Genomic DNA, 6,850 nt, shown 5'->3' with positions numbered 1-6,850 from the left:
CGCTCCCGCCGGTGCGGCCCGGGTATGCGGGTCCGCTGTGACCGGAGGCCGGGGCACGCTCTGGTGTGGGAGGGGGCCCGCGTGCTGCCGGGCGGTGCGTGGCGGGGTGGTCCGCCGGGGTGAAGTGGTTTCTGGCCCGGCTTGTTCCGTGAGCTGGTCACGATCCGTAGGCGCCAGGACCGACAGGTACTGCAGGACGGCAAGAAGTTCCGGTCTCGGCCCGCTGAGCATCGGGCCGAGTGGGCTACATAAGGCTCGGTGTCGGAGGGGTCCCGTAGCCTCGGCGGGTGACGATCAGCGATTACCTCGGTGTCACTGAACTCCCGGATCCCCAGGCGATGCTGCGCACCACCGACTGGGCCTTGCTCGGCACCGCCCGCTTGACGGGAGGGGAGTTCCTGTCCGCTGTCCTGGCCGGACTTGTCGTCCCGGATCCGAGAGTTCGAGGTGTCGCGCTCGACGAGCTGGAGCCGGTGCGGCATCAGAACAGCCTCTAGGAGGCCACCGTGCCCGTGGCCGTGTACGTCGCCGCGATCCTTGCTCGTCCTGCCGGCGACACGATTCACCCCGGGGTCGGGGAACGCGCCCCGTACGCCGCACGTGCGGCGCTCCTGGACTGGCTCGGGTCCCTCGCCTACGACGCCGGCGACGAGTGCGTCGCCATTGGCGAGCGCCACGGTTGGTCGCTCGACGAAGATCCGTACATGCGCGCCTTCCGCGATCTGCGACCGCTGTTCCACGACGCCGTCGCCCGTTTCTTGGACCGCGAGAGCACGGCCGTGCGCGATGCCGTCCTGGTTGCGGCCGTCTCCTTGGCCGAACACCCTGAACTCACCCGGCACCGTAGCGAGCTGGCCGGCCGCGCCCGCCATCTCCTCGTGACCAGCACCAGTCGCCACGACCGCAGCAACGCACTCCACACCCTGAAGGCACGGGGCCACGACACGACCGGCCTGGAGACCTCCGAGGATGTGTGCGCCTGCGAGCCCAGCCCGTCGACCGGCGGCTGCGCAGACGAGCCACCTTTCTGAGGACGACCGGCGGGGCCCTGGTCCTTCGCTGCGGACGGTCAGGCGGGGAGCACTCGCCTGGGTAGGAGGGCGAAGCCGGCACGCCCGGACATTTGTCGCTTCAGCATCTTGGTCCGGTTGACGGTGCCTTCGAGGGGACCGGAGTTCCACGCGGTGGTCAGTGCGGCGTGGACGGCGTCGTAGTCGCTGTTCAGGCCGGCGGCGAGGGTGCTGATCCCGGGCGGGCCCGGGGTCATGGCCTCGGTGATCCAGTCGGTGAGGCGTTCGCCTTCGAGGCGGGTGAGCATTTCGGCGAAGGAGGTGACCCGGCCGGCGGCTGTGTCCAGTTCGTGGCAGTGCGCGAGAAGCGCCTTGCGCTGGACTTCTTCGTCTGCGGTGAGCCCGGCGCGGTGGCGGGTCAGCCAGCCGGTGACCTGCCGGATCGAGGATGGCGGGGGCGGTGGCGGGGGCGGTGGGTTGTCCGGGGCGATGAGGGCCTGGCGCTTTCACTGGGCGAGGAGCGTCCGCCCGCCCCGGTAGCCCCGTGCGGTGATCTCCTTGAACAGCACGCGAATGGTGATCCTCCCGCCCGTCTCGTCCCACCGCTGGGCCAGGCAGGGCTTGAACGGGTCGAGCGTGCCCGGCCGGGGCGCCGGTCCTTCATCATGTCCTGCCGGCGTGCGGCGTGCGGCGTGCGCGTAGCGGCGGACGGTGTTGCGGCTTTGGCCGAGGTGGCGGGCGACCTCGCGCATGCTCATGCCGCACTCCAGCGGCTGATGCACCCGGGCGTGGTGGGCGGTGCGTCGGTCCGCCATGCGTGCGGCGGGGTCGGTCGGCTTCTCGGCCTCCTCCTCGATGTCGGTGCCGCTGTCGGTGGGGAGTGGCGTCTCCCCGTTGCGGTTCGGGCTCCGGCTCGATCAGGGGCAGGCTGTGCAGGCAGGCGCGGTGGTCGAGCACGGTGCGTTCGACGGCCTGGGTGAGGTTGTGCCACAGGTGGTAGCGGTCGGCGATCTGCCGCGCCTGGGGTGCTGCCGTGTCGGCGGCCTCCGCGTAGGCGCTGGCGCGGTCGCGGCAGATCACCTCGACCTGTGGATGGTCGGCCGGCCACGGGCCGGGGGTGGCCGCGTCGCGGTCCGGGAGGAGGTCAAGGACCCGGTGGGTGACGGCGTCGGTGATCACGGTGCCGTGGACGTGGCCGCGACGCAGGGCGAAGCCGTCCGCCCCGATCGCGGCCGGGGCACCGACGGGCAGGTCCGGTATCTCCATCACCCGCCGCGGCAGCGTGCTGCGGCTCCCACGCAGCCCCGGCAGCCGGACCAACCGTTCACCGGCCCGGCCGGCGAGCGCCGGCCCGATCGCGGTGACCGCCGAGCGCAGCCGCTCGGTGCTCTGCCCGTGCCGGCGCGTCAGGCCCTGGATCTGCTCGACGGACGTCCGCCGCGGACACGACCGATCCGGACAGGCGAACCGTCGTACCCGCAGCGCGGGCACGACCCGCCGTCCCGCGCTCGGCAGGTCGGCAGGGAACCTCAGGCAGGAGCCGTGCACGCGACTCGACCAAACGCCGCAGTCGGGGCAGTTGGCGTCGTCGGCGGTCGACCGTTCCTCCACCCGCACCACGGAGCCGATCGCCTCCACCCGGACAAGTGCCACCTCCGGCACTGACGGGAACAGCAACTCCTGGAACAGGGACCACGATTGCGTCACGGTCGCCGACTGTCAGCCACCCGGGACCCGAGCCAACGACTTTCAGTCGATCTACGAGGCCGGCAAGAGCCGGTGATCCGTCACGGACCGTCACTGGCGCACAACCTGGGCCAGAACCAGAAGCGGTTCTGGCTCAGCTTTGTCTGCGCCGTGAGGCGCCGTTGGTTCAGTGCTGGAGAGCGCAGTCATCCGCTGCCAGGTGCAGGTGCCGAAGGGTTTGCAGTTCGGCGGTGGGGAAGGCGTGCAGCTGCCACTTCCGGAGGTAGCCGTCCTCGCCGTGGGTTCGCCGCACCTTCTCGGCAGCCATCGCGACCGCATGCGCCAGGGAGGTGCGAGGACGTGTGGACGTCCACACGAGGGTGCCCTTCCCGTCCGGTACGTCGAAGCTGGCCGACATGTCCGGGAAGCGACGGATCGTGATGTGCACGTCACTGTTTTGGCGACGAAGAATCCACCGCGCCTCTGCCGGTTCGAGATCGAACGAGAACCGCTGGATGCCATGGGGGCCGTAAAGGCCCGACACGCCTTTCAGCAAGTCGGCGAGCGCGTTCGTACAGTAGCTGACGCTGTCCTGGTGCTTCGTCGAGCCGTCCCAGATCCTGCACCTCGCCCAGCCGGAGCCGCTCAGTTCCCAGCTGAAATGCAAGGACCTCGTCACTGAACCCCCCTGATCGTCTGCGGACAACGCTACAGCGGTGCCGGAGACGGGGGACGGCCGGGTACGCCACGCGACAGCCAGCTGGACCAGTGCGTCAGGCACTCCGAGGAACCCAACGAGCTCGATCACGGCATGCTGTCGCAGTGCTCTCGTTTCGCATGGGGCGGGCCTTGGCCTCGACTTGTCAGGGAGGCAACCCGGGCCCGCGACCACACGTTATCGACGACGCTGACCCGGTCTTCTCGGACACTCCGCCCAGACCCGCCCGGTCACCCGGCCAATGGCTCCCATGCCCGCCGAAGTGGCTCCCGAACTGACCGAAGAGCACCCGTCCCGGGCGAGTACACCACCGCCACGAACGGCCTGGACCCGGCTCCCGTTCACACCGAAGCAGTGGCGCTCATATAGCCCGACAAAATCAGCCGGGTGACTTCCCGTCGGCCGGCCGCGAGCGGGGACTGCGGACCGGTCACCGGCACGGCACCGCGATGCCTGCGGTCGAGGCGGACAACGGCTCCTTCGACCGGGGCGCGATCGCTTGCGCCGCTGTGAACCGTCGTCCCGGCCGTCCGGGCCGCGGCTCGTTTTTCGGGCGGTTCCGCGTGCTGCCCGAGAAGCCCGGCCGGTACTCGGCGCGGCCGTGTCACACGCGTCGGGCCACAGCCCCGTCCATCCCGCCGACGACGCCCCGAGGGCGCGGTGGGGCGGGCCCGCGGCCGTTTCCGTGGCCGGGACGCGGACGGCCGTGTCGGTCCCGGCTTTCCTGCGCCCGGGGGTGTCGGACACGGCCCGGGCCGCCCCGGTCCTGGTCCCGGCCGCAGCGGCGGGGCCCTTGCGTCGTCCGCGCAAGGCCCCTGGGCCTGGGGCCGTTGTCCGTGGGGGCGGCGCTTGGCCGCGCTTCGTAGGGATCCGTCGTGGCCGGATGCCGGAGAGCTCCTCGGCGCGGGAGCCGGCCCGCTCGCCGTTGCGCGGCCTGCCGCCGGGGTGGTCCGCCAGGCCGCGGGCAGTGTGTCGCCCCCGGAACGGAAAGGGGACCGTGACCCGCTGCTGTGCGCGGCGAGGGCGGCGTGCCGGCTGTGGGGGGTGCCCGGGCCCCGGCTGTGCCGGGCCCGCTCTCGCGGGTAGGCCCGGGCCCGGCCTGGCGGAAGGGGTGGGCCGGCGCGGTTCCCGGTCCGCCGCCACGGCGGCCGGGCCGTGCGCCGCCGTGGCGGGGGTCCTGGCCGGGGAGGGCGGGATGCGGGCGTTGGGTGCCTGTGGTGCGGGTGCGGGCCGCGCCTGCGGGGAGGGCGGGACGCGGGCGTGGGCGCGGGCGCGGGTGCGGGTGCGGGGTGCGGGGTCCGGGGTTACTGCGTGGTGGTGGCGGTGACGGTCCATGTCCCGGGCGGGGTGTCGTCCAGGCGCAGGTCGAAGGTGAAGGTGATGGGCCTGCGCTGGTGCGGGTCGCCGTGCAGGACCTGTTCGCTGCGGCGGTCGACTTCGTAGTAGACGCCCTGGGCGTCGACCGTGAGGCGGAAGACGATGGGGGTGCGGGACAGGAGCGAGGTGATCTTGACGGATGTGATGTCGGCCTGGCGCAGGACGGTGCGGCGGGCGGTGCGTACGGGGGTGAAGTCGAGGCTGCCGTCGTTCATGACCCATTCCTCGAGGAACCGTTCGACGGCGACTTCCAGGACCGATCTGTCGAACCGGGCGTCCAGGACGCTCAGGTCGCCGGCGGCGGTGTCGGCGTCGGTGGTCCACGAGATGTTGGTGAGCGACAGGATGTCGCCGGCCCCGGTGACCGAGGTCTTGCCGGCGACTTCGAGCACGGCCTGGCGGGCGACGTCCTTCTGGTCCCAGCCGTCCGTCTCGATGGCGGCGCTCAGGTGGTGGGCGCCTTCGGCGGCCTGTTCCAGCGACGACACGATCCACTCGCCGGCCGCGTTCTTGCGCAAGGTCCAGTACTCGACCGGGCGGGTCGAGCCGTCCTTGCGCACGCCCTGTCCGCCGTCGGCGCGCCGCACGTAGTCGTGGAGGGTCGCGGTGATCCGGAAGGTGACGGTGTCGTTCACCTCGCCCGCGCGGTTGGCGACGTCGACCAGCTCGACGACCGGGCCGGAGACGATCTCCACGACGTTGACCTCGCCACGCGCGGCGTAGTCCTGGAGTTCCTCGGCCCACTTGCCGTACAGCACCGGGGACAGGATCCGCTGCAGCGTGGCGAGGTCGTGCCCGGTCCAGGCGCGCTGGGCGCTCTCGTACAGCCACACGGCGCGCTGTTCGAGCGCGGCGCGGTCGAAGGTCGCATCGGTGTCGGCGATGGCGTCCACGCGGGCCGAGACGTGGGCGGCGCGCTCGCGCGCCTGCGCGTCGGCGCGGTGGGCGGTGCGGTCGGAGACGGTGTTCAGGCCGTCCGCGAGCCTGGCCTTGCGGCGCCGGGACCACAGCCACAGGATCAGCAGGATCACGGCCACGATCACCAGCAGGGTGACGATCCCGCCGCCACCGCCGCCGGCCCCGAAACCCGTTCCGAAGCCGGTCCCGAAACCGCCGCCGCCCGACCCGTGGAAGCCGCTGCCGTGGCCGCCCCCGCCGCCGCTGCCCCCGCTGCTGCCGTGGCCGCCGCCGAAGCCGTGGCCGCCGCCCCCGCCACGGGCGTAGGCGGCCGTCGGACTGCTCAGCGCGACGGCTCCCGCGAGCACGCATATCCACCGGCGGACGCGCACCGGGCCCTCCCTCAACGAACCGAGATGTTCCGGGCAAGCCTACAAGCCGGGGGTGTCCGGGAGATGTGGAGGACGGCGGGCGGCCCGGCAGGGGGGCGGCGGGGCCTTCCCGGGGCGGGCCTCCTGGGGCGGGCCTTCCGGGGCGGGGGTCTCGGGCCTGCATGACGTCCGGGTTCCCGTGCCCGCCCCGAACGCCGGGGCCGCCGGCCGCGGGCCGGCCGCGGGCCGGTCGCGGGCCGGTCGCGGGCTGGCCGTGGGCTGGTCGCGGGCCGAGGCCGGGGTCTTTGAGGCGGGTTCCTGTCCGGGATCACCGGTCGTCACCGGGGTGCGGGGACGTACCCGGGGGACGCCGGGGCTCTTCGCGACCGTGTGCCCGGCCTCCGGGGCCGGGCACACGGTCGCGGCGGGGCCCTGAGGGCTGCGCAGGGCGCCGGGCGGGCGGGTGGTGCGCCCGTCGAGTGCGGCCGGCCGCCGGCCCGGGTTCCGGGAACGGGGGCGAAGCCGCCGTCGACGGCCGGCGGGTCCCGGGGGCGTCCCGGGCGCTGCGCACGTGCTCCTGGGCCGGGCGCGGGACCGTGCGAGGGCAGTTCGCGACGGTCCGGCGCCGACCGGTGCCCGGGCAGGTCTGCCCGGCGTGCTCGGGCGCGTCGTTCGGGCGCGGGAGGTTCCCGGGCCGGGCGGGGAGGGCGAAGACCCGGCCCGCGGGCCTGCCGACGGCCGGGGTGTCTTCCGAGCCGCAGGGCCGTTCCTTCGTCCGGTGCGCGGGCCGG

Annotated in this window: 6 protein-coding genes; 2 read left to right on the top strand and 4 right to left on the bottom strand. The window is 73.2% G+C overall.

Going from position 1 to position 6,850, the window contains the following annotated elements:
* The first annotated feature begins 287 nt into the window (after positions 1 to 287).
* Positions 288 to 497 (top strand): hypothetical protein, encoded by a 210-nt coding sequence (locus ACFVSN_RS29310; RefSeq protein ID WP_387603537.1) that lies wholly within the window; start codon positions 288 to 290, stop codon positions 495 to 497.
* Between the two features lie 15 nt (positions 498 to 512).
* Positions 513 to 1,031 (top strand): hypothetical protein, encoded by a 519-nt coding sequence (locus ACFVSN_RS29305; RefSeq protein ID WP_387603540.1) that lies wholly within the window; start codon positions 513 to 515, stop codon positions 1,029 to 1,031.
* A 38-nt stretch (positions 1,032 to 1,069) separates the two neighbouring features.
* Here ACFVSN_RS29305 and ACFVSN_RS29300 read toward each other — a convergent pair whose 3' ends face one another.
* The 4 genes from ACFVSN_RS29300 to ACFVSN_RS29285 all read right to left on the bottom strand — a co-directional run bounded on the left by ACFVSN_RS29300 (position 1,070) and on the right by ACFVSN_RS29285 (position 6,080).
* Positions 1,070 to 1,357 (bottom strand): transposase, encoded by a 288-nt coding sequence (locus ACFVSN_RS29300; RefSeq protein ID WP_387956887.1) that lies wholly within the window; start codon positions 1,355 to 1,357, stop codon positions 1,070 to 1,072.
* Positions 1,358 to 1,673: 316 nt separating this feature from the next.
* Complete coding sequence (locus tag ACFVSN_RS29295; RefSeq protein WP_387956872.1) at positions 1,674 to 2,717, bottom strand: ISL3 family transposase; 1,044 nt, start codon at positions 2,715 to 2,717, stop codon at positions 1,674 to 1,676.
* A gap of 166 nt (positions 2,718 to 2,883) precedes the next feature.
* A complete protein-coding gene (locus ACFVSN_RS29290; protein WP_387603545.1) occupies positions 2,884 to 3,375 on the bottom strand; it encodes a hypothetical protein in 492 nt (163 codons plus the stop codon).
* A 1,343-nt stretch (positions 3,376 to 4,718) separates the two neighbouring features.
* Positions 4,719 to 6,080 (bottom strand): Tim44-like domain-containing protein, encoded by a 1,362-nt coding sequence (locus ACFVSN_RS29285; RefSeq protein WP_387956871.1) that lies wholly within the window; start codon positions 6,078 to 6,080, stop codon positions 4,719 to 4,721.
* Positions 6,081 to 6,850 lie beyond the last annotated feature (770 nt).

It is taken from the genome of Kitasatospora sp. NPDC057904, from assembly GCF_042887925.1.
Lineage (GTDB): Bacteria > Actinomycetota > Actinomycetes > Streptomycetales > Streptomycetaceae > Kitasatospora.
This window is presented reverse-complemented; position numbering and strand designations above follow the sequence as displayed.